Annotated in this window: 1 protein-coding gene; it reads right to left on the bottom strand. The window is 68.7% G+C overall.

All coding sequences use genetic code 11. The annotated features are described in order from the left end of the window. The coding region (locus RISW2_RS25275) for a hypothetical protein (protein ID WP_051492404.1) at positions 1-537 on the bottom strand (537 nt) is incomplete at both ends.

Here is a 537-nt window from a genome sequence, read left to right as displayed (position 1 = left end):
CCAGGAGGTGCTGCGCTTGGCGCAGCCCTGCTGCGTCAGCCACTCGTCCATCCAGCGGATCGCGGCGTCGTTCTTCGAGAGATCGAGATGCAGGCCTGCCACCGTCGCCCGCAGGCGCTGCAGGCGCTTGGCGACGTTGGCGGCCTCGGTGCGGGCGCGGTTGTCCTCGCGCCGCGACAGCGCCTCCTGCAGCGTCCTCGTCACGTAGGCGTGGCCATACCGGACCTCGCCGTTGTCGCAGCGGTAGAGCGACCAGCGGTGCAGCGGCCCGTAATCGAGCTTGCAGAGCTGGGCAAAGTGCGTCGGGTCGACCATCAGCATCCGCGCGAGCGTCGCGAGGTCGGCCGGCAGCGTGCCGAGCGGCGAATGGTCGAAGCTGAGGCAGATGAGGTCGAAGTAGTAGGCACGGCATTCCGGCGTGCCGCGCAGGCGCATGTCGCTCGACAACCACCTGCGGCGCTCCCAGGTCAGGAAGTAATGGCTGTCGATCCGCTCCTCGACCGAGAGCGGGTAGTCCGGAAGCGACCCGGCATCGAC

It is taken from the genome of Roseivivax isoporae LMG 25204 (assembly GCF_000521865.1).
Lineage (GTDB): Bacteria > Pseudomonadota > Alphaproteobacteria > Rhodobacterales > Rhodobacteraceae > Roseivivax > Roseivivax isoporae.
This window is presented reverse-complemented; position numbering and strand designations above follow the sequence as displayed.